The following is a 25,244-nucleotide window of genomic DNA, read 5'->3' as shown; positions in this document are numbered from 1 at the left end:
GCTTGCCTTGTGCGTCGCTCCGAGCATTGCTGAGCCCCGCGTCGGAAGCGAAAGGGGAGCGGGAGAATCATGCGGCTCGTGAAAGTCGGCATCGCCAGCGTCAACACCACCGTCGGAGCCTTCGTTCGCAACACGGACCGGGCCCTCGTCCTGGCGAAGCGGATGTCCGAGGACGGCGTCACCGTGGGCGTCTTCCAGGAGCAGCTCCTCGCCGGCTACCCCGCCGAGGACATGGTCCAGTGGCAGGGCTTCATCGACCGACAGTGGCCGGAGCTGGAGCGCTTCGCGCGCGAGACGGCCGCGCTTTCCACCGTCTTCGTCGTCGGCGTGGGCGTGGCCCTCCAGGGACAGCGCCTCAACTGCGCGGCGGTGGTCGCCGGAGGCCGCGTGCTGGGCCTCGTCCCCAAGGAGAAGCTGCCGACCTACAGCGTCTTCTATGAGGCGCGGACGTTCGGCCGCGGCCAGCCCGGCATGAAGGAGCGCTACCGGGGCGTGCCGCTGGGCGACTACCTCTTCCAGTTCGACTTCGGCCTCGTCGCGCCGGAGGTCTGCGAGGACATCTGGAGCGCGGACGGCCCCATGCGCCGGCGCACGTACTCCGGCGCGGAGCTGGTGGTGAACATCTCCGCCTCGCCCTTCCGGCTGGGCTTCGTGGAGACGCGCCGCGAGCTCATCGCCACCCGCGCCGCCGACCACCAATGCACCATCGCCTACTGCAACGCGGTGGGCAGCAACGACGGCCTCATCTTCGACGGAGGCGGCTTCCTCAACCAGAACGGCCGCCACGTCATGGAGACGCCGCGCTTCCAGGAGGGCTTCGCCGCCGCCGTCGTGGACCTGGACCGCACCCTGCGCCTGCGCGGCGAGGCCACCACGTGGCGCGTGGACCGCGAGGCGTGGCTGACCACCGGCGGCCAGGGCACCGCGGTGCTGGACTGCACCGACGCGGTGCGCACCCGGCGCGAGTCCCTGACGTACCCCGTGCCCGCGCACCGCAGCTTCTTCCTGCCGACCCCGGACAAGCGAAGGCCCGCGCGCGAGGCGCTGTGCGAAGACATCCTGGACGCGCTGTCGCTGGGCGTGGGCGACTACTTCGAGAAGACGCGCGCCTTCAAGGTGCTGGGCATCGCCCTGTCCGGCGGCCGTGACTCGCTGTTGACGCTGCTCATCGCCCACCGCTACGCGAAGCGCGCGCGGCCGGAGAACCCCGGCTCGCTCATCCAGGCGTTCTACATGCCCAGTCGCTTCTCCAGCGACTCCACCCGCGACGCGGCGGAGACGATTGCCCGCGAGCTGGGCGTGGCCTTCCAGGTGGTCTCCATCGACGAGGCCTTCGAGCGCGAGCGCGACGTGGCCGCGCGGATGCTGGGCGGTGTCCCCGTCACGCCGATTACCGAGCAGAACATCCAGGCCCGCCTGCGCGCCCAGCGCATGTGGAACTGGAGCAACTCCTGCGGCGGCCTGTTCCTCCAGACGGGCAACATGAGCGAGAAGTCCGTGGGCTACACCACCATCGGTGGAGACCTGATGGGCGCGCTCGCCGTCATCTCCAACCTGCCCAAGACGGTGGTGATGTACCTCTTGGACTACCTCCAGGAGGTGACGGGCTACGAGGGCATCCGCAAGGTGCTCGCCAAGCCCGCGGGCCCGGAGCTGGCGCACAACCAGGTGGGTGAGGAGGAGCTGATGCCCTTCCCCATCCTCGATGCGTGCTTCTACCTGTTCGCGAGCGAGAAGCTCACGCCCTCGGAGATGCTCCAGGCGCTGACGCCCATGTTCCCGGAGGTGGAGGCGGCACGGCTCGGCGGCTACGTGGACAAGTTCGTCCGCCTCTTCACGCAGTCCATCTACAAGTGGGTGCAGTCGCCCCTGTCGCTGCACGTCGGCAACCTGGACCTGGACCGCGAGCGCGCCCTGCAACTGCCCGTCGTCACCGGCTCGGAGTGGATGCGCGAAACGTAGCCTGCTCGTGCAACCGTGTTGCCCGGGCTCCACGCCCGGCTGGCTGCTCAGCGGCCAGCCACGCGGGAAACGCTACCCGGGCGTGCCTTGCCGGATGTGTCTTCGCAAACAACCTTCATGTCAGCCACTCGACGACGGAGGGTTGGATGAAAGCGAAAATTCTGGCAGGCGCCATCGGGGCGCTCTTTTACGGCACCTCGGCACTGGCCTCGGACGGCGATTGCCCACCACCACGGGCGAGCGCGGGGAACCCGGGACAGGGAGTGCTGCTGGCTCAATCGCAGGACACCTCTTCTGGTGACTCGCTTCAGGAGGAAGACATCATCATCGAGACGGAGCCCGTGCCCGATTCCATGGGGACGGAGGACGACTCGGGAGTCGGCGGCAGTGGACAGAGCGGGCAGGATGACTCCTCGTCCTCGAACTCGTCCGCCATCGGAGGCAGCCAGGCCGCTCCACCCGCGCAGGGTGAGGTGTACCTGAACATGCCGCTGCGCTGCGAGCCGTCGAACCAGGACTCCCAGCAGCAGCAGGGGACCGGTGGCAGTGGCTCCAGCGGACAGCAGGACGACATCCAGGGCCTGCAGGCCCCGCCGCCGCAGTCCTCGCCCCAGCCTCGTCCCGAGGCCGCGCCCGCGGCGGAGCCCCGCTCCGAGTCATACCCGGCGCTGCCCCAGGACGACGCCACGGGTGGCAGCGGCATCACCGCGCCTCCGCCCTCGGACTTTCGTCCCTCGGCTGAAGCCGCGGAGCCTGTCGAGCCGCTCGAGGTGAAGAAGAAGGACAAGAACGACATGAAGGGTCTGAGCGTGATGCTGGGCGGCGGTGTGGAGGGTTACACCGGCGCGTTGGCACCGCAGCTCAACCCGGGCCCCACCGCGGGCGTGACGGCGGCCATCCGGCCGTCCAAGGTGTTCGGCATCGAGCTGGGCTATACCGGCGCCATCAACGACATCGATTCCAAGCGTGGCGAGGTGAGCGTGGACGGTCCTGACCTCGTGCGCAACGGTGGCACGGCCGTGGCGACGCTGGGTCTGTTCCCCTCCGCGTGGCAGCCGTACGTGCTGGGCGGCATTGGTATCAACGATTACAACTTCCGGGGCGGCCAGTCGCTGGGCTACCGGGATGACACCGTGGGCAGTGTCCCGGCGGGCGTGGGCCTGCGGGGCCACGTGGGTCACTTCACGGTGGACGCGCGCGCCAACTACAACTTCCTCTTCGACAAGGAGTTCGCCCCCGGCATCGAGTCCGGCGGCGGCGACTTCGACAACGGGGGTAGCTACCAGGGCGTCGTCAGCGTGGGTGGTACGTTCTGACGCGGGCGTCTTGAAGTCTTCACGCACGGCGTGAGTCGGTGGCGCGGTGCCCGGTAGCCAACGGGCCCGCGCCACTGTGCTTTCCAGTGCGGCGCCAGCGGGGTTGGCGAGTTAAGGTGGAACCTTCCACTGCAACAGGAGAGGGAATGAGCCTGGGTATCGAAGACGTGAAGGTCGGCACTGGCACGGAGGCCACCGCCGGCAAGACGGTCACCGTGCACTACGTGGGGACGCTGACGAGCGGCAAGAAGTTCGACAGCAGCCGGGACCGGGGCGAGGGCTTCACCTTCCGTCTGGGTGCGGGTCAGGTCATCAAGGGTTGGGACGACGGCGTCGCCGGGATGAAGATTGGCGGCGTGCGCAAGCTCACCATTCCTCCCGACCTGGGCTACGGCGCGCGCGGCGCCGGTGGTGTCATCCCCCCCAACGCCACCCTGCTGTTCGAGGTGGAGCTGTTGGAAGTCCGCTGAAGTCACGCTCCGCGCAGGCGGGGAGAAACGAGGGCCGTCATGGCGACGGTGGAAATCACCAAGGACAACTTCAAGGATACGGTCGGCAAGAACGGCATCGTCATCCTGGACTGGTGGGCGTCGTGGTGCGGTCCGTGCCGCATCTTCGCGCCCACTTTCGAGGCGGCGTCCGGCAAGCACGCGGACATCGTCTTCGGAAAGATTGATACCGAGGCGCAGTCGGAGCTGTCCGGAGCGTTCGAGATTCGCTCCATCCCCACGCTGATGGTGTTTCGTGACGGCATCCTGCTCTTCGAGCAGGCTGGTGCGCTTCCCGCCGCCGCGCTGGAGGACCTGGTCCGTCAGGTGCGCGCGCTCGACATGGAGCAGGTGAAGAAGGAAGTCGAGGAGCGCCGGAGCAAGGAAGCCCCCAAGGCCTGAGTCGGTGCGCCTGCCGGGCGGGCTTCGTGCCTGTCCGCGCCGCTGGCCGGAAGCGTCTCATGGTGCTTCCGGCCGGTCGGCGGTCCCCTCGCGGAGAGGGGGGCTACCAGTGGATGAGCAGCGAGAAGTCCTTGAAGGGCGGCTCGCCGGTCTCCAGCTCCACGCGGAAGCGCCGCTCCGGGTTCGTCTGGAGCAGGCCGCTGCGGACCAGGCCGCTGCACCACGCGGGGCCGAAGAACTCGTCCTTGAAGCGCACGCGCGCGGTGGTGTCGGAGACGCGCTCGTACTCCCGCTCGCCGAAGGTACTGGTGGCGCCCGCGAGCCCCGAGCCCACGGACAGGCCGCGGTGCGGGTCCTCGCCGGTGATGGCCATCACCATGGCGCCCACGGGCGCGGAGAAGACGTGGCTCGCGGCGGTGAAGGACAGCTGCTCCACGGCGTGGGAGTAGTCCTCTCCCAGGGTTTGCTCCACGGTGCTCGCGCCTTCGTGGAGCAACTCCAGGTACTCGCGGGCGGAGCGGTGCGAGGGGGCGCCCCGCACGGGGACGCTGGCGATGGGCGCTCCGGCGGCCCGGGCCAGGTTCCGACCCATCCGCTGGGCGATGCTCTCGCGGAGGCTCTGCACGAACAAATCGAGCACCATGTGCTCGGGACGGCAGAGGGCCATGCGGGCTTGCAGGTGCAGAGGAGAGTCCATGTGACTTTCCTAGCGGCGCGGGGCGGGCCAAGTCCAGCGGGGGTGGGGTGCCCGCGGGTCCACCTGTCATTTGGCGACCGTGCAAACACCTCCACCGTTGAGGTGGGCCTGGTCGACAATGCTCTGGGTGACGAATTGCTGGAGCGTGCGCACATCATGCGCTCCGGGCAGGTACACCACGGGCTGACCCGCTGCGTCGCGAAGCTCCCGACCTTGGGCATCCTTCAAGTCGGTGAGTTGCTGTGAGGCAAGCCCCTCTGGGGTGATGAGGTGGTCCGAGGTGGCCGTCGCGGCGATGGCGTCGAAGCGCAACTGCACGCCTCTGTGGGTGCCGAGCCTGTCGTAGAACATGTGTTCGGCGTGGATGGTGACCTCCACGTCCGCCCGGGAGCCCTCCGGGACGATGATGCCCTGGGTGCCATCCACCCCGTTGATGCAGTCCACCATGCGCGCATCGACGGGGAAGCCCATCCGGAAGTCGAAGATGCCCACGCCCGCCTTCACCGCGCGGCCCTCCACCCAGTAGCTGAAGCCGCGCTCGCGCATCATCGCGAGGTCCTCGGTGGAGACCTGGCCGTCCGCAAGCTCCGTGTCGTCGCGGGGGGGGCTGACTCGGAAGCCCACGTCCCAGCGGCCCGCCGGCAGGCCCGTCAGCTCCGTCAGCGGGATGTCTCCTTTCTGCACGTCCACCAGCACGTGGCGGCGGCTCTCACGCGCCTCGCCCGACGCGGAGGTCAGGGTGAAGTCTCCGAGCGAGACGAGGTACTTGGTGAACTGCACGGACCAACCGTCCTGGAAGAGCGTGTCCGGAAGACCCCGCTGGGTGCCGTCACCGCCGCTCATCGTCACGCGCACGTCTCCGGGCGGCACGGAGTCGCAGGCCGGGAGCACCAGTATCAGCGCGAGCACCGCGAGGAGGCCAGGTCCGCTCGATTTCGAATTCATGTTTCGCGGATGTATATGTAACCAAGTTGCAATTCAAGAGGTCCGTGTTGTATCTCCGGGCGGTCGACGTTCCGGTGGCGAGGTGTCCCGGGTGCCGCCGAACCCAGGAGTGAGGTCCTCGCCGTGTGGATTGCGATGCTGGTGTTGTGTGCGGTGGGGGCGCTGGAGGAGGCGCCCATTTCGCCGCCGGTTCCGGTGGAGGTGGCGGCGCCGGTGACGCCCGGTGACGCGCCGGTGTTGCAGGACACGGCGACGGTGGTGCTGCGCCTCACGATTGATGAGGTGGGCGCGGTGTCGCGGGTGGAGGTGCGCGAGTCGGCGGGAGCCGTGTTTGACAGGGCCGCGATGGGCGCGGCGGTGCGCTGGAAGTTCGAGCCGGCGCGTCGGAGCGGAGTGCCGCTCGAGGTGCAGGTGGACGTCCCGGTCCACTTCGCTCCTATGCGGGCGCGCGAGGCCGTCGCGGAGACGCCGCACGGGGCTACGGGGACAACACCGGCGCCACCCGTGATGACGGAACTCGCCGTGGACGATTCGACGTCGTCGGGCGCCTCATCCGAGGAGGAGAAGGCGGCCTCCAGGTCTTCGTCGCCGGGCTTCTCCACCACGGTCCGAGGAGTGGCCGAGGCACCACCGCCCGTGGCTGTCGGAGACTTTCACATCGAGGTGGGACAGCTCGCGGACGTCCCGCGCAATTCCGCCTCCGACCTGATGTTGCTCGCGCCCGGAGTGATGCTCGCCAACCACGGAGGCGAGGGTCACGCGGAGACGGTGTTCATCCGAGGCTTCGACGCGGGCGAGGGCAAGGACGTGGAAATGCGCCTCAACGGCGTGCCTCTCAACGAGGTCTCCCACGCCCACGGCCACGGTTACGCGGACACGTACTTCATCATCCCGGAGCTGGTGGACTCGCTGCGAGTCACCGAGGGGCCCTATGACGCCTCGCAAGGTGACTTCGGCGTGGCGGGGACGGTGGAGTACCAGCTCGGCCTCGCGCGTCGAGGGCTCACTGCTTCGGCCAGTTACGGCAGCTTCGCCTCACGTCGGCTCGCGCTGGTGTGGGGCCCACCCGAGTCCAGCGAGGCCACCTTCGTGGGCCTGTTGTTGCGACAGGGCGAGGGCTTCGGACCGAATCGCTCCTTCGCCAATGCGACCGCCATGGCGCAGGTGGAGCTGCGACTGGGAGATGACACGCGACTGCGACTGCTCGGTGCCAGCTACGGCGCGCGGTTCGCCTCGGCGGGCGTGGTGCGGGAGACGGACGTGGTGGACGCACGGTTGCCGTGCGCGGCGGACGCGGACTCGCAGTTCTTCTGTTTCTATGACGAGAACCAGGGAGGCGCGAGCCAACGCCATCTCGTCTCCGCGGAGCTCCAGTCGCGGCTCAAGCGCGGCGGACGGCTGGTGCAGCAGGGCTACGTGGTGCTGCGCCAGACGCGCATCCGCGACAACTTCACCGGCTTCATCCAGGACACGCCTCCCGGCGAGGACGCGCAGCGCGGTGACGGTACGGAGGGCTACTACCGGGGAAGCACCCTGGGCCTGCGCGGGCGCTACACGCCAGGGCTCACTCTACTGGGGCAGTCGCGCCCGCTGGAGCTGGGCTATGTGGCCCGCTACGACGACGTCCGCACGCGCTCGCGTCGGCTGAGGGACAGCGGTGGCGCGCCATACTCCACCCTGTTCGACAATCAGGTGCGCACCACCAACCTGGGTGGATACGCGTCCCTGCGCGTGCAGCCGCTCGACTGGCTGGCCCTGCGTGTCGGTGTGCGGCTGGATACGTTCCTGTTCGGCGTGGAGGACCTGAACCGTCCCGCCGTGGACCGCGATGGGCCGCGCATCCCGGAGGAGTCCCTGGATGCCTATGGCTTCTTCGCCAGCCCCCGGGCCAGCGCCGAGGTGAAGCTGTCACCTCGACTCACGTGGCTGACCAGCGCGGGACTGGGCGCGCGCTCCAGCGACGCCGCCGCGCTGTCTGATGCGGAGCTGGCGCCGTATGCACGCGTCGCCTCGGGTGAGACGGGATTGGGTTGGAGGCTGGAGGGCGCGTCACGGCCGTATTCGCTGGAAGCACGCGGCGCGGTCTTCGCCACGCGTGTGTCCCAGGACTTCGTCTTCGACGAGCGACTGGGACGCAACCAGCCCATCGGCGCCTCGCAGCGACTGGGGGCCTTCGCCACGGGTCGACTGCAATGGGAAGACTGGCTCGACACGCAGGCCTCCGTCGCGGGGGCTCGCGCGACGCTGCCCGCGCCCGGTGCATCCGCGTGGAAGCTGTGGGACGGCGCGGTGATGCCCTACATCCCGGCGCTGCTGGGGCGGGTGGATGCCTCGGTGCGAGGGCATGTCACCGTGGCGGGCGAGCGGCTCGGATGGAACGTGGCCCTGGGGCACAGCGCGGTGGGGCCCAGGCCGCTGCCGCTGAATCGCTACAGCGACCCCGTGTTCCTCTTCGACGTGGGGACTCGCGCGCGCTGGGACTGGATGGAGCTGGGCGTATCCGTGGAGAACGTGCTGGACGCGCGCTGGCGCGAGACGGAGCTGAACTACGTCTCCAACTTCCGGGGACCCGATGCCCCCGCGTCACTGCTAGCCACGCGCCACTTCTCCGCCGGAGCACCGCGCACCTTCCGAGGCACCTTCACGCTGTACCTGGACTTCGAGGAGGACGCTCCATGAGGCACCTGTCCCAGTCGCCCGAGAGGCCCGCTTCGTCGCGGGCAGTCCTGGCGCGACACACCGCCGCGCTGAGCCGAGGGCTCGCGGAGGGCCCCCAGCACTCCGCGCTCTCCATTCCACGACACGACACCTCGTTGAGTCGGGACCCCGGGAAGGGCACCAGGAGACATGAGGGCTCTCTTCCACGAGGCGAGGCCTTGCTGCGTCCGCGCCCTCAGGAGAAGGCCCTATGACTCGTGTGCTTCTTGGCTCCCGTCGCGCCTTCATGTTGTTCATGGGCGCGGCGCTCGTTGGTGGTGGCTCGGCGTGTGGACTGTCCGGTACCGGCGGGCGAGGCATCGTGTTCCGCATGGGCCTGCGCACCGCGCTCGCGCCCGGAGCGGCTCAGGTGGGCGAGCTCACCACCGATACCGGTTGGAGCGTGCGGCTCACCTCCGCGCGGATGGTGCTCGGGCCCATCTACCTCTTCGAGAATCCCTCTCCACTCCAGGCTCAGGCGCGCGGCGTCCTCAAGTCGCTGCTGAACGCGCTCGTGCCCACGGCGCATGCGCATGACGGGGACTTCTTCTCGGGAGGGACGGTGCTCGGGGAGTGGGACCGCGAGGTGGTGTTCGACCTGCTCGCCGGCGGTGAGGCCCAGGTCCTGGGGCGCTCACCGGGCATCGCGGGTCGGGCCAGGTCCTTCTCGCTGCTGCTCCAGCCTCCTTCACGGGCACTCGGAGAGGAAGCGGCGTCCCTCCAGGGACACTCGATGCTCCTGGCGGGTACGGCCTTCCGAGGAGAGGCGCGGGTGCCCTTCCGGGTGGCGCTCGACTTCCCGCCGCCCGTGGAACTCCAGCGCGTGGACTTCGTGCCGATTGATGCGGACCTGGACGACGACGGACTCTTCGTCGTGGAGGCCCGGCCGCATCAATGGTTCGAGGGCGCGCACTTCGACCGGCTGACGCTGCCCGCCGACGGAAGTCCGGTGGACATCACACCGGAGACGCAGGTGCACCGAGCGCTGTCCGTCAACGTGCGGCGCTTCACGGCCTTCTCGGGTGCATGGGAACCCGAGAAGGTCGGGTGAGCAGCGCGGCTCAGCTCATGCCGCGAGCCACGGGCGAGGGACTCCGGCTGCTCGCGCGCGCGACGCTGATCCACACGAGGGTGACGGCGAGCCACCCCACGGTGAGCGCCCGCCACGACAGCGGAGCGCCCGCCTGGACGAGCCACAGCGTCACGGCGCCGCCCATGGCGAACACGCGAGCCATCTCCAGCGGGAGGCCCCAGCGCTTGGACTCCATCATCCCGCCCCACGCGGTCGCCATGCCCCAGAAGAGGACGCTGAGCATCAGCTTCTGCCAGCCCACGAGCGGCGAGGCGTGGTGGCTGACCAGGAGCATGAAGGGCATCGACGCAATCATCTGGAAGACGAGGTAGCCGCGGATGTTGGGCAGCTCGGTGGACTGGAACTTCACCTCCACGCCATCTCGCTTCCACGGGGTCGACTCGCGTGCCGGCAGGTCCGAGGGGCGCCAGCCGGTGGGCATGACCCACAGGCGCAACCGGTCCCACCCACTGCGAGTCTTCACCGCGTCACTGAAGAGCTTCCCCCAGAACTGGAAGTTGATGACGGTGGGGTCCCAGGTGTTCGGCGGAGAGGTGACGCCGTAGGAGCACTCCTCCGTCTCGTCGGCGTAGGTGCCGAACATCTTGTCCCAGATGATGAGGAAGCCCGCGTAGTTCTTGTCGATGTAGAGGTCATTGCGCGCGTGGTGCACGCGGTGGTGTGAGGGCGTGTTGAGCCACGACTCAATCCACCGGGGCAGCTTGGGGATGACGCGCGTGTGGGGGATGAACTGGAGCACCAGGTGGAAGGCCACCATGGCCAGCACGGCCTCGGGCGAGAAGCCGATGACGACGAGCGGCCAGTAGAAGAGGAACGAGAAGATGCGCTGCGTGACGCTGGCCCGCAGGGCCACCGCGTAGTTCAGCTCCTCGGTGGAGTGGTGCGGCGAGTGCGCCGCCCAGCCGATGTTGGTGCGATGCCCGAAGCGGTGGAACCAGTAGAAGAGGAAGTCAACTCCCAGGAAGAGGCCGAGCAGCGCCCAGGGTGACGCGACGTCAATCTTCCAGGGCGCGAGCTGTCCCAGCAGGGTGAAGAGGGGCAGCATCAGCAGCGCCACCGCCACGTTGACGCACTGATTGAGGACGGCGGTGCCCACGCTCGCGATGGAGTCCTGGAAGCTGTAGTACCCGTTGCGCTTCGCCACGCAGTAGACGAACTCGCCCAGCGCCAGGGCGATGACGAAGGGTGTGGCAATCGCGTAGACGTTGATGGACATGTCCCCGGTGTACGGCGCCCGGCTCGATTGCCGCCTTAACCTGGGTTAACCTCCGTCCTTGTCCCCGTGAGATTCCCGAAGCTCTACGAGCAGCTGTCCCCGCTCGGTCCCATTCCCGAGAGTGAGTGGGAGAGGGCCGAGTCGCTCGCCAGGGAGCAGTCGGTCGAGCGCAAGGCCCACTTCCTGCGCCCCGGAGACGCGGCGGACCGCTTCGCGGTCGTGCTTCAAGGGGTGTTCCGGCTGGTGCGCGTGTCGGCGCGAGGCGGCGAGTCAGTGAAGGCGTTTCGCGCCGAGGGTGAACTGCTGGGCGCGTACGCGGAGATGCTCCAACGCATGCCGTCAATGACGGCCATCGAAGCGCTGGAGCCCGCACGGGTGTTGGTGTTCCGGACGCAGGACTTCCAGACGTTGGAAGAGGGCCATGGGTGCTGGGTGCGTGTGGCGCGCCGCGTCGCCGAGCGGCACTTCCTGCTCAAGGAGCGACGGGAGCAGGAGTTCCTGGAGCTGTCCGCCGAGGAGCGGCTGGACACCTTCTGGGCGGAGCACCCGCATCTGCGAGGGCGCGTACCGCAGCGAGACGTGGCGGCCTACCTCGGCATCACCGAGGTGGCCTTGAGTCGCATCATGTCGCGCAGGCGCAAGCGCACGGAGTGAGCTTCAGCGGGCGGTTACGGCAGGGGAATCACCACGAGCTCGCTGCGCACCGTCACATAGAGGGAGTCCCCAATCAGGCACAGGCCACCGAGGTCGGCGTGCCCGACGTCATGGACCGCGAGGCACTCGGTCGAGTCGAGCGACCAGAAACGCACGGTGCCGTCGGAGCTGCTGGTGCACAAGAGTCCGCGTCGCGGGTCGACGGCGACGGATTCGACCCAGTGCGCATGGCCGTGCCACTCGCGCACGACGTGTCCGGTGTGGCTGTGCACCATCCTGGCGATGAAGTCCCAGCTTCCACAAATCAGGTGCTCGCCATCGGGATGCCAGGTCAATGCCTCGATGGTGTTGGACGGGCGGTTCCACACGATTCCAAGCTGACGCTGGCGCTCTTCGCTGAGCGGCGCGTGTCGCGCGGTCGCCATGGGCAGTTGGAAGCTGGCGCGGACCTCGAGCGTGGGGCCGTCGAGCAAGGTGATGGCGCCTTTGCCACCGCCGACGGCGACGAGGCCGTGCGCCGGGCTCTGGGCGAGCGCGTAGAGCGGCGAAGTCTCGAACCTGCGCAGGAGCTCACCCGTCCACGCATCCCACAGCAGCGCGAAGCCATCGCCGCTGACGGAGAGCACCCGGTCTTCAGCGATGACCTCGGCGGCCCGCACCGGCTCACCGTGCCCCGCGAAAGCCTGGAGGCGGCGCCAGTCCGTCGAGTCCCACAGGGCGAACTCTCGAAGCTTGTGGCTTCCGAGCACGCGCCCGAGCACCGGCTCGCACGCCAGACGGAACATCGGTGGCTGGTGGATGGCGCTGGTTTCGAGCACCCGCGAGCACTCTCCAGTCGCGAGGTCCCAGAGGAAGATGTGCTTGCCGGCATTGGCGGCGACGTGACGACCGTCGGGCCAGGGCATCGGCGCGCCGAGCGGCTGATGAGGCTCGAAGTCGGGAGCGTCGTCCGGGTCGGGCCTCTGGCGGAAACGGCGCAACATCTCCGCAGCATAGGGCGTTCGCCGCGGAGATGAACCTGCTCAGTATCGCTCGAAGACGAAGGTGAACTTCTCCAGAGGAGTCGGGCCGTAGGTGAGGCGAAGGAAGCGGTCTCCGGCGGGCGCGGTGAACTTCAGCGTATGGGAAATCGCGGGGAGGCACACGGCGGGTGCCGGCGTCACGGCGGAGGCAATCACCGTCTCGCCTTCCGTCACGTCGTGCACCACCACGGGGACCTCGTGGCTCAGGTACATGATGACCGGCTCGTCGCGCTCCGCGGAGACGACCTCCGAGTAGCCGAGGAATGACGTCCCGCTCGTCGGCAGCGTCAGCTCGTAGAACTCGTGGGGCGAGTCCGTCGCGGGATACATCGTCGTCGGAGACGCACCCGCCCTCACGGCCACGGGGGCCTCCAGCAGCGCGTGCCCGCAAGCGTGCTCCGTGACGCGGTCCCGCTCGCCCGTGGTGAAGTCCAGCCGACCATCGCCGAGTCCCGCGTGCACTGTGTCCAGCGCGTTGCCCGCGATATCCCGCAGCGACGTGAGGTCCAGTGAGTAGCGGTTGTCCTCCTCCAGCGGGGGAAGGTCCGACTCTGGACGCGGAATGGAGAGCGACAAGGTCAGCGCGTCCTCGGACCAGGTGCCGGTGAGGACTCGCGGGGCGTTGGCGGGCGTGCTCACGTCCAACAACGTCACCTGCGCGGCGGTGGAGTCCATGGGCTCGCTGAAGGAGACGGTGACGAGCCGCCGCAGGCTCGTGTTCGTCGTGTCCACCTTGTAGGTCTGCACGGGCAGCACGTTCGTCGCGCCTTCCTCGGGGCTGGACGCGGTGACGTGGGGCTTCGTGGTGTCACCTCCCGCGTCGGGGCCCGCATCCGGTGAAGGCCCCGCGTCTGGTGGAGGCCCCGCGTCCGGGCCCGCATCCGTCGGAGTGCCCGCATCGGAGCTCGGGGTGATGGGGTCATCGTTGTCACAGCCCGTCAGGGTCAGGACAGCGCAGGTGGTGAGCAGGGCGGCGACGTGGGTCAGACGCATGTTCGGGTGTTTCCTTGCGAAGTGAGCGGAGCGAACGGGTGAAGCGCGGGGCGCCCTCGAACACAGAGGACGCCCCGCTGGAGGGGCCACGGTGGGCCTGGGGCTACGGTGGGACGAGGCTCAGCAGTTGAAGATGGCGGGGTTCGTGTCGTCGCAGTCGAACCGCTGCTTCACGTAGCCAGCGGGCGCCTCACAGGCGTAGCGGTACACGGGCGTGTTGGTGCCGTACCCGTCGCCATCCTGGTCCCGGTAGAAACGGTCCCGGTTGTCGTAGAGGTACTCGGGGACGAGGCCGACCTGGTTCCCCGTCGCGGGGCCCGTGGCGAGGATGTACTCGCGGCCCACGACGAGGTCATACACACGGGCCTGCGTCAGCGAGCAGGCGACTTCCGACACGGCCTCGCTGATGAGCGCCGACACGGTGGCGCTGGTGGTGGTGTCCACCACCGTGAAGGCCACGTTCTGCGACAGGTAGAACGAGATGGACTCCACCGTGGAGGTGCCCGACGTCACGGCGACGGGGGTGAACGTCACCGAGCCCTCGGCTCCGGGCGGCAGGTTCAGCGTGTAGTGCTTGTGCCGCGCGCTGATGTCCGGCGCGGTGGCGATGCGCGTGGCGCTCGTCGTCACTGTCACGTTGTCCGCGCTGTTGCTCGCGTGGGTGCAGGCATGGGTCGTCATCAGCGTGTCGTCCACCGACACGCACCCAGCCTCCAGCGGCGCCTCCAACTGGCCCACCGACTCCAGCTCCGCCTCGTCCATGGGGCCGCAGGCCGCCACGGACAGCCCGAGCAACGCACCGCAAAGGGTCTGCTTCAGCATCTTCATTGTGGGGTTCCTTTCAAACGCCGGGCGCGACGCGCGGGCACCGAAGCGGGCTTCCACCGCCACTCCACGGCGCGGTTACTCATGACGTAAATGTAATTGAGTTGCAATAACGGGGCGGACGTTTTCCACGGTCGGGTGTGGCCTGGCGTGCATGGCTATTGGAGGTGTTCGATGACCATGCCGACCTCGGGGAGCGAGGTGGGGCCGAGCGTGAGGGTGTACTGGACGCGGTCTGTCAGCTCGTAGCCGACCATGTGTCGAAGGCCCGAGCAGAAGTCGCCCGTGGGCTTCGTTCCCGCCGGCGTGAGCTGCGTCTGGATGGCGGTCTCCACCAGGGTGACGGGCACGTCGGGGGTGCTGAGGTAGACGACGAAGTCGCCGCTGGCGAAGGCCTTGTAGCTGAAGGTGCCCGTGTACTGGCCGTTCTCCTCGCGGAGCTTCACGGTGTAGTGCGTGTGGAAGTCGTCCACGCGAGGGTTGCGGCTGGTGGTGGCCGTCACGGTGACATAGGGGCCGTGCGCGACGTGCCAGCACGCATGTTCCCCGTCGTCGCCGAAGTCGAAGCCCTCGCTGGGGACGTAGTCGGGGTCCACTTCACAGGCGAGGCCCTGGGGCGCGGCGACGTGGCCCTTGTTGCAGTGGCACCAGTCGCCTTCGGCCTCACGGTGGATGTGGCCATTGGGAGCGCACGGGTCTTCGGCGTGAGGTTCGGGCTCGACGCTCGGGGGCGTCTCGCCACCACCGCAGGCGGAAGCCGCCACGGCGCACGAGGCCAGAAGGGCACGGAGGTTCAATCGCATGCGGGAGCGCTCCATGGGGAGGCGAGGGGAGGACGTCATTGAGAGACATGGGTGTGCCAGGAGTGGCGTGGACGACGCGGCGTGGGGCGGAATGCCCGGAGCGTTTCCGGGCACCCGCGTGGGTGGAGAGACGAGGAGCGCTATTCCTCGGGGTGGTGCGCGGCCTCCTCGATGACGAGCGAGAAGGCGGCGTTGCGGCTCAGGATGGAGCGGAACTCCAGGTGGTACTCGGTGTCGGCTTCGAGGTCCACGACGATGGCCGTCTTCAGCGCGCCGCATACTTCGGTGGGAACCTGGTAGCGGCACTCGCGTGCGACCTCAAGGCCCGTCGCCGCGTCGTAGATGCGCAGGCCGCGGTGGCGTGACAGCAGGAAGGCGAACTCACCGGACTCGTCGGGGAGGAAGGACACGCGGCCCGCCCAGCCCCACGAGGTGGCGCTCGACGGGAGGGTGATGTTGTACGCGGTGTGGGGCGTGCTGACGTCCACCAGCACGGGCGCGCCCAGGGCGGCGGCGGTGACGGGCTCGAAGGGGCCCAGCTCCGCGTGGATGCAGGCGTGCTCGACGACCTCGGCCAGCTCCTCGGGCTCCTCGCAGGAGGGCAGCATGCCGAGCAGCGCGGACTCGTCGGTGGACAGCTCGGACTGGGTGACCTCCTCCTCGGCGGCGGTGGTTCCGCAGCCGGTGAGCAGGAGCGCGACACTGGTGGCGAGCAGGGACTTCTGGAACAGGGACTGGGGCTTCATCGAGGGACTTCTCCTTGTGGGACTGCTGGGGTGAATCCGTGGCGAAGGGGTTCAGGGGGCGTCTGGAGGCAGGACGACCCAGGCGGCGGAGACCTCGCCCGAGGCGAGGTGTTCGGCGGGGAGTTGGAGGTGCGCGCTTCCACCAGGGAGCCGCAGCTCGGGTGTGAGGCCAAAGGCCACGTCGAAGGAGGCTGCGTCCGGGAAGGTGACGCGCGTCACGCAGCCCGCGACGAAGCAGCGCGCCGCCTGGGCCTGGACGGGCAGCACGCTCGTCGTCACCTGCTGGCGCCAGCGGTCCAGGGCCTCGCGAGCCTGATGCGTCCAGGGCGCCTGGCTCTCTCCCGAGGCGACCAGCGAGGCGAGCACGGCCTCGCGGCGCGCGCCCGGTTCGGAGGGCGCACCGCGCAGTGCCTGGACGAGGCGAAGGCGTGACTCCGAAGTTGGCCGACGCGCTCGGACAGGAGGCGAGGGGACGCGGGGCTCCGCCATCCCGGATGCCGCGAGTGTGGAAGGCGGGTCGGCGTCGGGGATTTCCGTGGGCTCCGCCGCATGCATGGGGCTCAGAGGCGGGCCTGCTTCGGAACGGCGCGGTGCCGGCGCGGTGGCTGCCTCCGTGAAGGAAGGCTCCACGGGGCGGCGAAGGAGCACGGACGTGAGGCCCGCGAGCGCGAGTCCCGTCACGCCCACGCTCCAGATGAATCTGTTCATGAAAGCCGCTCCTGCTCGGTGGCTGACGGGTAACGCGATGTCGCGCCCGACCCCGGTTCGTCGTCGAGCCCCGCAAATATGCAACTGATATCTAAAAGTAATCAAGTTGCATTTACGGGTCGGTCCTCGCGCCTTCCCGAGGTCGGCTGCGCCCATGGGTCCGGTGCGATGCGTCCGGGGGGCGGGCGCACGTCGCGACGTCGGCCTCACTCGGATGGCGTGGCGGAGGGCGCCCTTCGTCGCGGAAGAGCGCTCGGTCCGGAGTCGACTCGACGGGCTTATCCGAAGCCCGGAGTCACATCACTTCCGTGTCAGACGACGGGCTGCTTGGGCCAGGTGAAGCCGGCAGGCGTGGTGCCGTTCGTCTTCATCACCCGGATGAGGTGCGCATTCAGCTTCAGGAGCTCGCGCTTGCTGTCCGGGGTGATGTTCCGAGGGTTGGCGAGGTTCGTCAGTTCCTCGGGGTCCGCGTCCAGGTCATACAGCTCGTACTCGAAAGCGGAGCCGTCCTGCGTGAAGTACGCGGCGTACAACCACTGCTTCGTGCGCAGCGCGCGAATGTGGCCGGGCGTCGTCGCGGGCATGCCCTGGGCCAGCGCCGTGTCATCGAAGGTGAAGTGGATGGAGTCCTGGAGGGATGTCGTGGGCGCGGTGAACAGCGGCGACAGGTCGATGCCCTTGAACTGGCCCTGGAAGTCCCCCAGCACGCCGGCCACCGAGGCCAGCGTGGGCAGCAGGTCGATGTGGCTGACCAGCTCCTTCGTCACCATGCCCGAGGGGAACAGCACGGGGTTGGAGATGATGAGCGGGACGTTGATGGTTTCGTCGTAGGCGTTGAAGGTCTTCTCGACGAGCCCGTGGGACAGCCCCATCTCCCCGTGGTCGGCGAGTCGGACGACGAGGGTGTTGTCGGTGAGGCCGCGGCGCTCCAGCGCCTGGAGCAGCGTCGTGATGTCCTGGTCGACGAGCGTCTGGAGGTACGCGTAGAAGCGCGCGTAGCTCGTCCGTTCGGCGTCGCTCCAGGTGGGGACGTTCCAGTTCTTCCCGCTCGACTGAAACCAGCCCTGCACCGAGGGCTTCGTGGACAGGTCCTCGTTCCACGACGCCGGGGGCTGCTGGGGCAGTGACGCCCAGTCGGTGGGGTTGTAGCCCGCGGCCTCGTAGTTGAAGGGCGCGACGTAGACGTCATGTGGATTGACGAACGAGGCGACGAGGCAGAACGGCACGCTCGGGTCCACGCGCTCCAGGAAGTCGAGCATGCTGGGCCCGTCGAGTGGAGTGCCCGGAGGATTCTCCGAGGCGCCGGTGACGGTGCCCAGGTAGCGCGCGTCGTTGTTGTAGCCGCCCGCGCCCTGCGTGCTCCCGGCTTGCAGGGACGTGCCCGCGTCCGGCCCGTCCCAGGGCCCGAAGCCGTGCGTCGGAGGAGGATTGCCCAGGTGCCACTTGCCCCGGTAGCCCACCTGGTAGCCCGCCTTCGCCATCACCTGGGCCAGGGTGGTGATGTCGGGAGGCAGGGACTGCTCACCCGTGTCGACGACGCCGGTTTGCGCGGGGAAGAGGCTCGTCCACAGCGTCGCCCGACTGGGCGAACACATGCAGGTGTTGGTGAAGGCCCGCTCGAAGCTCAGCCCGGTGCTCGCGAGGCGCTGGAACGAGGGCAGGTGCTGCTCCGCCCAGCCCTTGGGCCAGTGACGGAACTGGCGCTGCTGGTCCGTCAGGATGATGAGCAGGTTGGGCGGCGTGGAGGCGTTGCCGAGTCGCATGGGCCACTCCAGGACGACGAGGGCCTCCAGCGTACTCCGCGATGTTCCTCCACGCCGGGATGAGAACCGTCATGCCGCGTTGGCGGTGACGCCTACGTCCTCCACGGCGGTGAGCCGGGGGTGAGGCGTGGCGCGCGTGCCGTCCGCGTCGGTCTCCTCGGCGGCAATCTCCTCCGCGCGGTTCCAGCAGCCCAGCGCTTCCACCCAGCCCTCGAGCAGGTCCATCAGCGCGCTGCGCTGCTCTCCACCCAGCGGCATCAGGAGGCGCGCCATGCGCTCCTGCACCACCGTGTCCGCGCGCTCCGCCAGGGCGCGGCCCTGCTCGGTGAGGCGCACGCGCACGCGGCGGCGATCATGCCGCACCGAGCGCTCACGCTGGACGAGCTTGGCGTCCTCCAGGCGGTCCAACAGCCGGCTCAGACGGGGCAGGGCGATACCACCCAGGCGGTCGGCGAGCACGTTGACGGGCAGCAGGCTCTCCGCCTTCAGCCACCAGATGGCCTGTACCTCCATGGGGTCCAGCTCCTGGTGAGGCAGGGCGCCCAGAGGGCTGCTGAGGGCGCCGCAGCGCGCCACGTCGATGACCAGGTTCCGCAACCGCGCCACCTGCACACGCACTTCCGCCGAAAGCTCGGACATCTTCGTGCCTCCGCCTTTCGGGCGCCGCCCCCGTCCGGCCTTGGGGGTTCATCGGTCGCCCGCCATGGATGGGGGCTTTCGCCCCGCCTGGGAACGGGAACGAAGGGGTGAAAAGGGCATATCGGACCCGTTGAATTAATCGGGGCGCCCGTCGCCAGGCCCCCGTGGATCCTCACCGCGTGTGGCCGTCAGCCCGCCTGTTGGTGGCGGTGGGCCTTGGCCTTGGCGTGGGCCTTGTCGAAGCCCTCGTAGAAGCGCACGGCCTGCTCCCCCACGCGCTGGATGTGCTGGTTGTTGAAGTAGGCCGTAATCGGCGCGGCCACCAGCGGCATGGCGCGCCCCAGCGTGTGCAGGCCGCCCTTCTCCAACATCAGCGCGGCGAGCTTCCCCAACACCTTGGGGCTGGAGCGTTGGATGGGCCCCAATCCGTTGGCGTAGCCGAACAGGTCGAGCATCTCCCCGCGCGCGCGCTCCGTCTTGAGGTTGACCTTGTAGAGCGTGGCCAGGTCGGTGAGCAGGATGATCTGCAGATACGCCATGAACAGCAGGTCCGCTGGCAGGGCGACGAGTCCGAAGACGCCGCTGACTCCGCCCACCATGCTGGCCAGGTTCTTCTTCTCGTCAATGAGGCGCTGCGCCAGCTCCTTCACTTCCGCGCGGGGGTAGCGCTTCTCCAGCTCCGCCACCCGCACCCGGGCACGCTTCGTCTCCTGGAGGACGATGTCCGACAGCCGAGCCGAGCCGAGCTTCTTGAGCTCCGCCGGGGTCAGCTTCTTCATGAAGGCCAGCCGCTCGGCCACGCTGTCGTAGAAGCCCATTGTCGACGCTCCTCCAGGGGGTGGGTTTCCCGCGTCCTCTAATAACCCCGCTCGGCGAGGTAGAGGTCCACCAGCGCGCCTTCTTCGTACCAGGCGTGCCGCATCTCCACGTTGAACCAGCGCGAGTCCGGCTTGGCTCCTCGCACCTCGAGCTTTATCTGGTTGGGGGACGTGTCGATGACGGCCGCGCGCGCCTTGCAGGCATAACCCGGCTCCTCGCCGTAGCCACCCTCCAGGCAGACTTCGTCACCCACGGACAGTCGCCGGGTGTACTCCGTGGCCAGGTAGAGCGCCTCGTCGCAGCTGGAGCGCACCGAGGACTTCCCGTGCGCCACACAGCGCGCCTGGAGGGGCGCCTTGACGACGGGGATGGCTCCGTAGAGCGGATCCTCATCATTGGGGTTGGGCCGGAAAGAGCCCACTGCGGAACAACCGGAGAGTCCCAGCGCGAGCACGCTGGCTCCCACCCACATCCGCCTCATCGTGGTGATTCCTCCGGGGCCATGGGCCCCCCTCTAAAGGTGGGCGGAGCATGGCAAAAGGCGCGCGGAGGGGAAAGCCGGCGGAGGGCCTGGACCGCCGGTTCAGGCGAGGCGGCGAGCCGGCCCCGGAATCTCTTCCGTCTGTCCGGGGACGATGCGGTTCTTCGCATCGACGAAGACGACGGTGGGCTTCCAGGCGCGGGCCTCGGACTCCTCCACCTCCGCGAAGGTGGCGATGATGACCAGGTCCCCCGGCTTGTTGAGGTGGGCCGCGGCGCCGTTGATGCAGATGACTCCGCTGCCGGGCTCGCCCTCCAGGGCATACGTCTCCAGACGCGTGCCCTGGGTGACGTTCCAGATGGCGACCTTCTCGTTGGCGATGATGTCCGCCGCGCGGAGCAGGTTCTGGTCGATGGTGACCGAGCCTTCGTAATCCAGGTCGGCCTGCGTCACCGTCGCGCGGTGAATCTTGGACTTGAAGAGGATGCGGCGCATGGCGTGTGTCCCAAAGGGCGCCCAACCGTAACGGCAAGGGCGCCCTGGGACAACCACGAGGTTGCCTCCCGCCCGCTTGCTGCCCGGACGGGCGTTATTTCACGATGTTGACGAGCTGGCTCAGGTTGAGCGGCACGGACTGGGCGTCCGAGGTCAACTTGCCATCCAGGCTCAGCTTGGCGTTGCCGCCCGAGCGCAGGGCCATGGCCGCGGAGGCCGCCCGCGCGAAGTGGATGGTGAGCGGCAACGTCACCTGCTTCGTCCCGCTGCCGTCGAGCATGCCCAGGTTGCCGGTGGACAGCGTGCCCACATCCGCCCCGGCGACCTTGAGCGCACCGGTGATGCCGGCGACGGGCAGGGGGAAGCTGTTGCGGTTGGTGATGGAGAGCGGGAACTCCACCGTGGCGCTGGTGAGGCCGATGTTGGTGATGCGGGGCGGCTGGAAGGACACCTGCGGAATCTTGGGCACGTCGAAGGTGCCTTCCTTTTCGAGCGGGAAGTTCAGCACGCCGATGGGCGTCTGCACGCCGACGCTGCCCTGGGCCTTGTAGGCGGCGCGGTCCTTGTTGAGGAAGGTTTCGACGACGGGGGCGATGTCCGCGAACCTCACGTTGGCGGGGAAGACCAGCTCGCTCCTGCCGTTGGCCTTGAGGTCCAGGCCCTTCTTGGGCTTGCCGGCCACCACCTGCTTGCCCTCGACGAAGAAGGAGTAGTCGATGCTCGCCAGCTCCAGTCCGAAGCCGTTGGGGTTGTTCACCTCGTAGACGAGGTCGACGGTGGCGTCGGAGAGCGACGCGCTGGAGAGCCGCGCCGTCTTGAAGGTGAGGGTGGGTTTCTTGAAGACCCCCTTCAGCGTCTTCTGCAGAGAGGCGCAGCCGCTGAACGTGGTGAGGGCAAGAGCGGCCAGGACGAGGACGGCGCGTTTCATCGTGGGCATGGGCGTATCACCAGACGGCCCCTCGCGGCGGGCATTCACGGCGTTGGCGAGGGGTGTACCGCGAACAGCACGGGTGCTATGCGTGGGGCCGCCGCACCATACATGGAGACGCCTGTGCCTGGTGTCTGGACCCACATTCCCTCCCTTGTCTGGCGTGGAGCCTGGCGCGCCTGGATGCTCGGGTTCGCGATGGTGGCGTTGGCCGCCTGCTCGCAGGGAAGCTCACCCTCCCAGGGGCGCAAGCTGGAGCTGAAGCCCTGCCGGCTGGAGGGCCTGTCGCTCCAGGCCCAATGCGGGACGTACGAGGTCTTCGAGAACCGCGAGGCGAAGTCGGGCCGCAAGCTGTCCCTGCGGGTCGCCGTGGTGCCCGCCCTGGCGGCCCAGCCCCAGCCAGACCCCCTGGTGTACCTGGCGGGCGGCCCCGGGCAGTCGGCCACGCGGACGGCGGAGATGCTGTTGGCCGTGGAGCGCATCCGCCGCCACCGCGACATCGTGCTGGTGGACCAGCGGGGCACGGGCGACTCGAGCCCGCTCGACTGCGAGCTCCGTCAGAAGGAGGAGGGGCTGTCGGCGCTCTTCGACGAAGGCGACGTCCCGCGACGCCTCCACGCGTGTCGCGAGCGGTGGGAGGCGGACGTGCGCCAGTACACCACGCCCATCGCGATGGCGGACCTGGACGAGGTGCGCGCGGCGCTGGGCTACGAAAAGGTCAACCTCTGGGGCGTCTCCTACGGGACGCGCGCGGCGCTGGTGTACATGCGCCAGTTTCCGGAGCGGGTGCGCACGGCCATCCTCGACGGCGTGGCGCCCATGGGGCTGTACCTGCCTTTGTACATGCCGCGCGACGGTCAGCGCGCGCTGGAGCTGTTGCTGTCCCACTGCGAGCAGGACGCGGTCTGCGAGAAGACCTTTCCCAAGCTGCGCGCCCGCACGGAGGCGTTGCTGGCGAAGCTGGCGGAGGCCCCGGTGCGTGTGCGGGTGCCGCATCCGCGCACCGGTGTGCAGGAGGACGTCGTCCTGACGCAACAGGCCTTCCTGGGGGCGCTGCTGATGCAGCTCTACTCCGCGGAGGGAGGCTCGCTGGTGCCGCTGATGTTGGACCGGGTGACGCGGGAGGACTGGGCGCCCTTCGTCGCGCTGAGCCTGGGGGGCGGCGACACCCTGGACCGGACGATGAGCCGGGGACTCCAGTTCGCCGTCATCTGCGCGGAGGACGCGCCCTTCTTCACCCAGGAGGATGTGGAGCGCGAGGCGAAAGGCACCTGGTTCGGCGCGCTGATGGGCCTGGAGATGATGGCCGCGTGCGAGGGCTGGCCCCGCGCGACGCTGCCTTCGGGCTACCGCGACGCGGTGGTGTCGGACGTGCCCACGCTGCTGTTGTCCGGAGAGCTGGATCCGGTGACGCCGCCTGCCTGGGGGGAGGAGGCGAAGCGCACGTTGAAGAACGGTCTCCACGTCGTGGTGCCCGGGGTGGGCCACAACGCGCTGGTCGCCGACTGTGCCCGCTCGCTGATGGTGGAGTTCGTGGCCAAGGGCAGCGGGGAGGGCCTGAAGCCCTCGTGCGGCGGGAGCCTCTCGCGGCCCCCCTTCTTCACCTCTTTCGCCGGCCCCGTGCCCTGAGGACGCAGCGTCGATGATACGAGCCACGAACCTGCACAAGCGCTTCGGGAAGGTGACGGCCGTGGAGGACGTGTCCTTCACCGCCGAGGACGGGATGATTACCGGCCTCCTGGGTCCCAACGGCGCAGGGAAGACGACGACGCTGCGCATGCTCTACACGCTGGTGCGCCCGGACCGGGGAACCGCGACGGTGGACGGCGTGGACGTGACGGCCCGCCCAGAGGACGCCCGGCGTGTGCTGGGGGTGCTGCCGGATGCGCGGGGCCTCTATCCGCGCCTCACCGCCCGCGAGCACGCGCGCTACTACGGCGAGCTGCATGGGCTGTCTGGCGCCGCGTTGGACAAGTGCGTGGACGAGCTGGTGGACCTGCTGGACATGAAGGAACTCGCGGACCGGCGCGCGGAGGGCTTCAGCCAGGGCGAGCGGGTGAAGGTGGCGCTGGCGCGTGCGCTGGTGCATGGGCCTCGCAACGTGCTGCTGGACGAGCCGACCAACGGCCTGGACGTCATGAGCACCCGCGCGGTGCGCACGCTGTTGCGGCGACTGAAGGACGAGGGGCGCTGCGTCGTCTTCTCCAGTCACATCATGCAGGAGGTCGCCGCGCTGTGTGAGCGCATCGTCGTGGTGGCGCATGGCCGCGTGGTGGCGGAGGGGACGCCGGATGCCCTGCGCGCGAGCACCGGCAAGGACAGCCTGGAAGAGGCCTTCGTCGCGACCATCGGCAGTGAGCAGGGGTTGATGCAATGAGGCGCCTGATTGGCACTGTCTTTCGCAAGGAGCTGAGGGACTACCTGCGGGACCGGAGGACGGCCTCCACCTCCCTGCTGTGGGCGTTGCTGGCTCCGCTCCTCTTCCTGGTGTTGATCAACGTGATGGCCTCCTGGAGGAAGGACAAGCCGCTGGAGCTGCCCGTGGTGGGGCGCGAGCATGCCCCCAGCCTGATGGCCTTCCTGAGTCGCCTGGGTGTGACGCTCAAGGACGCCCCGGAGGACTACGAGGAGCGCATCCGCGCGGGCTCGCTGGACGTGGTGCTGTTGGTGCCCCAGGACTACGGCCGGGACTTCTCCTCCGGGCGCACCGCGGATGTGAATCTCATCATGGACAGCTCGCGCCAGTCCGCCCAGCGGTCGGTGCAGCGGGCGCAGCGGCTGCTGCAGGGGTACTCGCGGCACGTGGGCGACCAGCGGTTGTATGCGCGCGGCATGGCGCCGGAGCTGGCGATGCCGGTGCGCGTGGAGGAGCTGGACCTGTCCACGCCGGAGCGCACCGCCGCCATGGTGCTCAACATGCTGCCCTTCTTCCTGGTGATGGCCGCCTTCGGAGGAGGCATGCAGCTGGCGAGTGACACCATGGCGGGTGAGCGCGAGCGGGGCTCGCTGGAGCCCTTGCTGCTCAACCCCGTGCCGCACGGTGCCCTGGTCACTGGCAAGTGGCTCGCCACCGTCGCCATGGCGGGGGTCACCGTGTTGGGGTCGCTGGCGTGCTTTATCGTGGTGGTGCGACATGTCCCGCTGGAGGACCTGGGCGTGAGAGCCCGCTTCGACGCCGCCGCCACCCTGGGCATGGTCGCGGCCATCCTGCCGCTGGCGCTGGCCGTCTCCGCCCTGCAGATGTGGGTGGCCACCTATGCGCGCTCCTTCAAGGAAGCACAGATGTACCAGTCCATGCTGATGGTGGTGCCCATGTTGCCGGGCATGATGTTGATGCTGTCGCCCATGCAGACGAAGTTGTGGATGTTCGCCGTGCCGGTGGTGGGCCAGCAGCTGCTGGCGGGCGAAGTCCTTCGCGGCGAGGTGCTGGGGCCAATGCCCTTCCTCATCGCCGCGGCCTCCTGTGTCGCGGTGACGCTGGTGTCCCTGCGTGTCACCACGGGGCTGCTCTCCCAGGAGCGCATCGTCTTCGGCCGGAGCTGAGAGGCCCAC

The 25,244-nt window shown here is 68.7% G+C and carries 25 protein-coding genes; 10 read left to right on the top strand and 15 right to left on the bottom strand.

Annotated elements, in window-relative coordinates; translation table 11 throughout:
• The first annotated feature begins 69 nt into the window (after window positions 1-69).
• The 4 genes from nadE to trxA all read left to right on the top strand — a co-directional run bounded on the left by nadE (window position 70) and on the right by trxA (window position 4,168).
• Entirely contained in the window at window positions 70-1,962 is a 1,893-nt protein-coding gene (gene nadE, locus FJV41_RS09745) for an NAD(+) synthase (protein ID WP_141642160.1), read from the top strand.
• A gap of 146 nt (window positions 1,963-2,108) precedes the next feature.
• Complete coding sequence (locus tag FJV41_RS09740) at window positions 2,109-3,278, top strand: outer membrane protein (RefSeq protein ID WP_141642159.1); 1,170 nt, start codon at window positions 2,109-2,111, stop codon at window positions 3,276-3,278.
• Window positions 3,279-3,424: 146 nt separating this feature from the next.
• Complete coding sequence (locus tag FJV41_RS09735; RefSeq protein ID WP_141642158.1) at window positions 3,425-3,748, top strand: FKBP-type peptidyl-prolyl cis-trans isomerase; 324 nt, start codon at window positions 3,425-3,427, stop codon at window positions 3,746-3,748.
• Between the two features lie 39 nt (window positions 3,749-3,787).
• The gene (trxA, locus tag FJV41_RS09730) at window positions 3,788-4,168 is read left to right on the top strand and encodes a thioredoxin (RefSeq protein ID WP_141642157.1); all 381 of its coding nucleotides are present in this window, start codon (window positions 3,788-3,790) and stop codon (window positions 4,166-4,168) included.
• 103 nt (window positions 4,169-4,271) lie between these two features.
• On the opposite strand, the gene FJV41_RS09725 is transcribed toward trxA, so the two are convergent.
• Complete coding sequence (locus tag FJV41_RS09725; protein WP_141642156.1) at window positions 4,272-4,865, bottom strand: DUF2378 family protein; 594 nt, start codon at window positions 4,863-4,865, stop codon at window positions 4,272-4,274.
• A gap of 66 nt (window positions 4,866-4,931) precedes the next feature.
• Complete coding sequence (locus FJV41_RS09720) at window positions 4,932-5,810, bottom strand: hypothetical protein (protein WP_246137117.1); 879 nt, start codon at window positions 5,808-5,810, stop codon at window positions 4,932-4,934.
• Window positions 5,811-5,933: 123 nt separating this feature from the next.
• On the opposite strand from FJV41_RS09720, the gene FJV41_RS09715 reads away from it, so the two are divergent.
• Window positions 5,934-8,489: a TonB family protein gene (locus FJV41_RS09715; RefSeq protein WP_246137116.1), complete on the top strand. Its 2,556-nt coding sequence runs from the start codon at window positions 5,934-5,936 to the stop codon at window positions 8,487-8,489.
• 229 nt (window positions 8,490-8,718) lie between these two features.
• Window positions 8,719-9,558, top strand: a complete 840-nt coding sequence (locus FJV41_RS09710) for a hypothetical protein (protein WP_141642155.1) — start codon at window positions 8,719-8,721, stop codon at window positions 9,556-9,558.
• Between the two features lie 10 nt (window positions 9,559-9,568).
• Here FJV41_RS09710 and FJV41_RS09705 read toward each other — a convergent pair whose 3' ends face one another.
• Window positions 9,569-10,816: a sterol desaturase family protein gene (locus FJV41_RS09705; protein WP_141642154.1), complete on the bottom strand. Its 1,248-nt coding sequence runs from the start codon at window positions 10,814-10,816 to the stop codon at window positions 9,569-9,571.
• Between the two features lie 66 nt (window positions 10,817-10,882).
• Between FJV41_RS09705 and FJV41_RS09700 the strand changes: the two genes are divergently transcribed.
• The gene (locus FJV41_RS09700; protein WP_141642153.1) at window positions 10,883-11,470 is read left to right on the top strand and encodes a Crp/Fnr family transcriptional regulator; all 588 of its coding nucleotides are present in this window, start codon (window positions 10,883-10,885) and stop codon (window positions 11,468-11,470) included.
• A gap of 14 nt (window positions 11,471-11,484) precedes the next feature.
• Here FJV41_RS09700 and FJV41_RS09695 read toward each other — a convergent pair whose 3' ends face one another.
• From FJV41_RS09695 to FJV41_RS09640, 12 genes are all read right to left on the bottom strand, one after another.
• Entirely contained in the window at window positions 11,485-12,453 is a 969-nt protein-coding gene (locus tag FJV41_RS09695; protein WP_246137115.1) for a WD40 repeat domain-containing protein, read from the bottom strand.
• A 39-nt stretch (window positions 12,454-12,492) separates the two neighbouring features.
• Entirely contained in the window at window positions 12,493-13,485 is a 993-nt protein-coding gene (locus FJV41_RS09690) for an Ig-like domain-containing domain (protein WP_141642152.1), read from the bottom strand.
• A gap of 120 nt (window positions 13,486-13,605) precedes the next feature.
• The gene (locus FJV41_RS09685; RefSeq protein ID WP_141642151.1) at window positions 13,606-14,313 is read right to left on the bottom strand and encodes an immunoglobulin domain-containing protein; all 708 of its coding nucleotides are present in this window, start codon (window positions 14,311-14,313) and stop codon (window positions 13,606-13,608) included.
• 155 nt (window positions 14,314-14,468) lie between these two features.
• On the bottom strand, window positions 14,469-15,113 hold the full coding sequence (locus tag FJV41_RS09680) for a hypothetical protein (RefSeq protein WP_141642150.1): 645 nt from the start codon (window positions 15,111-15,113) through the stop codon (window positions 14,469-14,471).
• A 140-nt stretch (window positions 15,114-15,253) separates the two neighbouring features.
• Window positions 15,254-15,859 (bottom strand): hypothetical protein, encoded by a 606-nt coding sequence (locus FJV41_RS09675; RefSeq protein ID WP_181790529.1) that lies wholly within the window; start codon window positions 15,857-15,859, stop codon window positions 15,254-15,256.
• Between the two features lie 51 nt (window positions 15,860-15,910).
• A complete protein-coding gene (locus FJV41_RS09670) occupies window positions 15,911-16,567 on the bottom strand; it encodes a hypothetical protein (protein ID WP_141642149.1) in 657 nt (218 codons plus the stop codon).
• A gap of 311 nt (window positions 16,568-16,878) precedes the next feature.
• Complete coding sequence (locus FJV41_RS09665; protein WP_141642148.1) at window positions 16,879-18,330, bottom strand: sulfatase family protein; 1,452 nt, start codon at window positions 18,328-18,330, stop codon at window positions 16,879-16,881.
• Between the two features lie 69 nt (window positions 18,331-18,399).
• On the bottom strand, window positions 18,400-18,969 hold the full coding sequence (locus tag FJV41_RS09660; protein ID WP_141642147.1) for a MarR family winged helix-turn-helix transcriptional regulator: 570 nt from the start codon (window positions 18,967-18,969) through the stop codon (window positions 18,400-18,402).
• 188 nt (window positions 18,970-19,157) lie between these two features.
• A complete protein-coding gene (locus FJV41_RS09655; protein WP_141642146.1) occupies window positions 19,158-19,787 on the bottom strand; it encodes an EcsC family protein in 630 nt (209 codons plus the stop codon).
• A 38-nt stretch (window positions 19,788-19,825) separates the two neighbouring features.
• Entirely contained in the window at window positions 19,826-20,269 is a 444-nt protein-coding gene (locus FJV41_RS09650) for a hypothetical protein (RefSeq protein WP_141642145.1), read from the bottom strand.
• Between the two features lie 102 nt (window positions 20,270-20,371).
• Window positions 20,372-20,764 carry an aspartate 1-decarboxylase gene (panD, locus tag FJV41_RS09645; protein WP_141642144.1) on the bottom strand — a complete coding sequence of 131 codons (393 nt, stop codon included), beginning with the start codon at window positions 20,762-20,764 and terminating at the stop codon, window positions 20,372-20,374.
• A 94-nt stretch (window positions 20,765-20,858) separates the two neighbouring features.
• Window positions 20,859-21,701, bottom strand: a complete 843-nt coding sequence (locus tag FJV41_RS09640) for an LEA/WHy family protein (RefSeq protein ID WP_141642143.1) — start codon at window positions 21,699-21,701, stop codon at window positions 20,859-20,861.
• Between the two features lie 174 nt (window positions 21,702-21,875).
• Between FJV41_RS09640 and FJV41_RS09635 the strand changes: the two genes are divergently transcribed.
• Genes FJV41_RS09635 through FJV41_RS09625 form a run of 3 tightly spaced genes read left to right on the top strand, consistent with a single transcriptional unit; the run spans window position 21,876 to window position 25,235 of the window.
• Window positions 21,876-23,321: an alpha/beta hydrolase gene (locus FJV41_RS09635; RefSeq protein WP_246137114.1), complete on the top strand. Its 1,446-nt coding sequence runs from the start codon at window positions 21,876-21,878 to the stop codon at window positions 23,319-23,321.
• A 13-nt stretch (window positions 23,322-23,334) separates the two neighbouring features.
• Window positions 23,335-24,069: an ABC transporter ATP-binding protein gene (locus FJV41_RS09630; RefSeq protein WP_141642141.1), complete on the top strand. Its 735-nt coding sequence runs from the start codon at window positions 23,335-23,337 to the stop codon at window positions 24,067-24,069.
• Window positions 24,066-25,235 carry an ABC transporter permease gene (locus FJV41_RS09625; RefSeq protein WP_141642140.1) on the top strand — a complete coding sequence of 390 codons (1,170 nt, stop codon included), beginning with the start codon at window positions 24,066-24,068 and terminating at the stop codon, window positions 25,233-25,235. The genes FJV41_RS09630 and FJV41_RS09625 overlap by 4 nt, the downstream gene beginning before the upstream one ends.
• Window positions 25,236-25,244 lie beyond the last annotated feature (9 nt).

Source organism: Myxococcus llanfairpwllgwyngyllgogerychwyrndrobwllllantysiliogogogochensis (assembly GCF_006636215.1).
Lineage (GTDB): Bacteria > Myxococcota > Myxococcia > Myxococcales > Myxococcaceae > Myxococcus > Myxococcus llanfairpwllgwyngyllgogerychwyrndrobwllllantysiliogogogochensis.
Note: the sequence above shows the minus strand (reverse complement) of the source record. Positions and strands in the feature narration are given on the sequence as shown.

What these genes read in the sequence shown, in the direction of transcription:
- nadE (WP_141642160.1), top strand. Translation starts at nt 70, where the DNA reads ATGCGGCTCGTGAAAGTCGGCATCGCCAGCGTCAACACCACCGTCGGA.
- FJV41_RS09740 (WP_141642159.1), top strand. Translation starts at nt 2,109, where the DNA reads ATGAAAGCGAAAATTCTGGCAGGCGCCATCGGGGCGCTCTTTTACGGC.
- FJV41_RS09735 (WP_141642158.1), top strand. Translation starts at nt 3,425, where the DNA reads ATGAGCCTGGGTATCGAAGACGTGAAGGTCGGCACTGGCACGGAGGCC.
- trxA (WP_141642157.1), top strand. Translation starts at nt 3,788, where the DNA reads ATGGCGACGGTGGAAATCACCAAGGACAACTTCAAGGATACGGTCGGC.
- FJV41_RS09725 (WP_141642156.1), bottom strand. Translation starts at nt 4,865, where the DNA reads ATGGACTCTCCTCTGCACCTGCAAGCCCGCATGGCCCTCTGCCGTCCC.
- FJV41_RS09720 (WP_246137117.1), bottom strand. Translation starts at nt 5,810, where the DNA reads ATGAATTCGAAATCGAGCGGACCTGGCCTCCTCGCGGTGCTCGCGCTG.
- FJV41_RS09710 (WP_141642155.1), top strand. Translation starts at nt 8,719, where the DNA reads ATGACTCGTGTGCTTCTTGGCTCCCGTCGCGCCTTCATGTTGTTCATG.
- FJV41_RS09705 (WP_141642154.1), bottom strand. Translation starts at nt 10,816, where the DNA reads ATGTCCATCAACGTCTACGCGATTGCCACACCCTTCGTCATCGCCCTG.
- FJV41_RS09695 (WP_246137115.1), bottom strand. Translation starts at nt 12,453, where the DNA reads ATGTTGCGCCGTTTCCGCCAGAGGCCCGACCCGGACGACGCTCCCGAC.
- FJV41_RS09690 (WP_141642152.1), bottom strand. Translation starts at nt 13,485, where the DNA reads ATGCGTCTGACCCACGTCGCCGCCCTGCTCACCACCTGCGCTGTCCTG.
- FJV41_RS09685 (WP_141642151.1), bottom strand. Translation starts at nt 14,313, where the DNA reads ATGAAGATGCTGAAGCAGACCCTTTGCGGTGCGTTGCTCGGGCTGTCC.
- FJV41_RS09680 (WP_141642150.1), bottom strand. Translation starts at nt 15,113, where the DNA reads ATGCGATTGAACCTCCGTGCCCTTCTGGCCTCGTGCGCCGTGGCGGCT.
- FJV41_RS09675 (WP_181790529.1), bottom strand. Translation starts at nt 15,859, where the DNA reads ATGAAGCCCCAGTCCCTGTTCCAGAAGTCCCTGCTCGCCACCAGTGTC.
- FJV41_RS09670 (WP_141642149.1), bottom strand. Translation starts at nt 16,567, where the DNA reads ATGAACAGATTCATCTGGAGCGTGGGCGTGACGGGACTCGCGCTCGCG.
- FJV41_RS09665 (WP_141642148.1), bottom strand. Translation starts at nt 18,330, where the DNA reads ATGCGACTCGGCAACGCCTCCACGCCGCCCAACCTGCTCATCATCCTG.
- FJV41_RS09660 (WP_141642147.1), bottom strand. Translation starts at nt 18,969, where the DNA reads ATGTCCGAGCTTTCGGCGGAAGTGCGTGTGCAGGTGGCGCGGTTGCGG.
- FJV41_RS09655 (WP_141642146.1), bottom strand. Translation starts at nt 19,787, where the DNA reads ATGGGCTTCTACGACAGCGTGGCCGAGCGGCTGGCCTTCATGAAGAAG.
- FJV41_RS09650 (WP_141642145.1), bottom strand. Translation starts at nt 20,269, where the DNA reads ATGAGGCGGATGTGGGTGGGAGCCAGCGTGCTCGCGCTGGGACTCTCC.
- panD (WP_141642144.1), bottom strand. Translation starts at nt 20,764, where the DNA reads ATGCGCCGCATCCTCTTCAAGTCCAAGATTCACCGCGCGACGGTGACG.
- FJV41_RS09640 (WP_141642143.1), bottom strand. Translation starts at nt 21,701, where the DNA reads ATGCCCACGATGAAACGCGCCGTCCTCGTCCTGGCCGCTCTTGCCCTC.
- FJV41_RS09635 (WP_246137114.1), top strand. Translation starts at nt 21,876, where the DNA reads ATGCTCGGGTTCGCGATGGTGGCGTTGGCCGCCTGCTCGCAGGGAAGC.
- FJV41_RS09630 (WP_141642141.1), top strand. Translation starts at nt 23,335, where the DNA reads ATGATACGAGCCACGAACCTGCACAAGCGCTTCGGGAAGGTGACGGCC.
- FJV41_RS09625 (WP_141642140.1), top strand. Translation starts at nt 24,066, where the DNA reads ATGAGGCGCCTGATTGGCACTGTCTTTCGCAAGGAGCTGAGGGACTAC.